Origin of the sequence: Lachnospira pectinoschiza (assembly GCF_020564355.1) — a bacterium.
In the GTDB taxonomy this organism is placed as follows: Bacteria; Bacillota; Clostridia; order Lachnospirales; family Lachnospiraceae; genus Lachnospira; species Lachnospira intestinalis.
The window spans coordinates 1-471 of the sequence record NZ_JAJCRR010000025.1 but is presented as its reverse complement, the minus strand read 5'-3'; the positions used below and the strand labels follow the sequence as shown (position 1 = coordinate 471).

The following is a 471-nucleotide window of genomic DNA, read 5'->3' as shown; positions in this document are numbered from 1 at the left end:
CTATATTAGTGCGAACCTCCGCTACAGTTTCATTATTCTGAGTACGTAATTGTAATTTTTTTAATCTCTGTTCTTCACTCTCTTCTATACTTTGGTATAGTTCTTTTCTCCACTGTTCATCAATACGTTTTAAGATATCACTTTGCTTCTGCAACTTCCTTCTTTCTTTTTCAATTTTTTGTGATTCATATTTTTTTAAATTCTCTTTTCTTTTTCTTTCCATCTCTTCTTGTTGTAGTTGAAGAGTTACGATCTTATTTGTCTTACGTGCCTTTCTTACTAAAACAATTATTGGAAGTAATATAAGTAATGACATAATAACAGTAAAAAAGATAAATATATATGTAGTAATCATAGTTGTAAGTAACCTTTAGAATCATAATATAGGATAAAATTAATAGTTGACTATAAAGTTATCCTGCTAGCTACATTTTACACTAAAAAGTCATAAAGTAGAACTCTCTAATAAAC

The 471-nt window shown here is 27.6% G+C and carries 1 protein-coding gene; it reads right to left on the bottom strand.

Annotated features, from left to right (window positions below; all coding sequences use genetic code 11):
- Positions 1-355: hypothetical protein (locus LI288_RS14070; protein WP_227091072.1), on the bottom strand; the 355-nt coding region annotated here is incomplete at its 3' end.
- Positions 356-471: the final 116 nt, after the last annotated feature.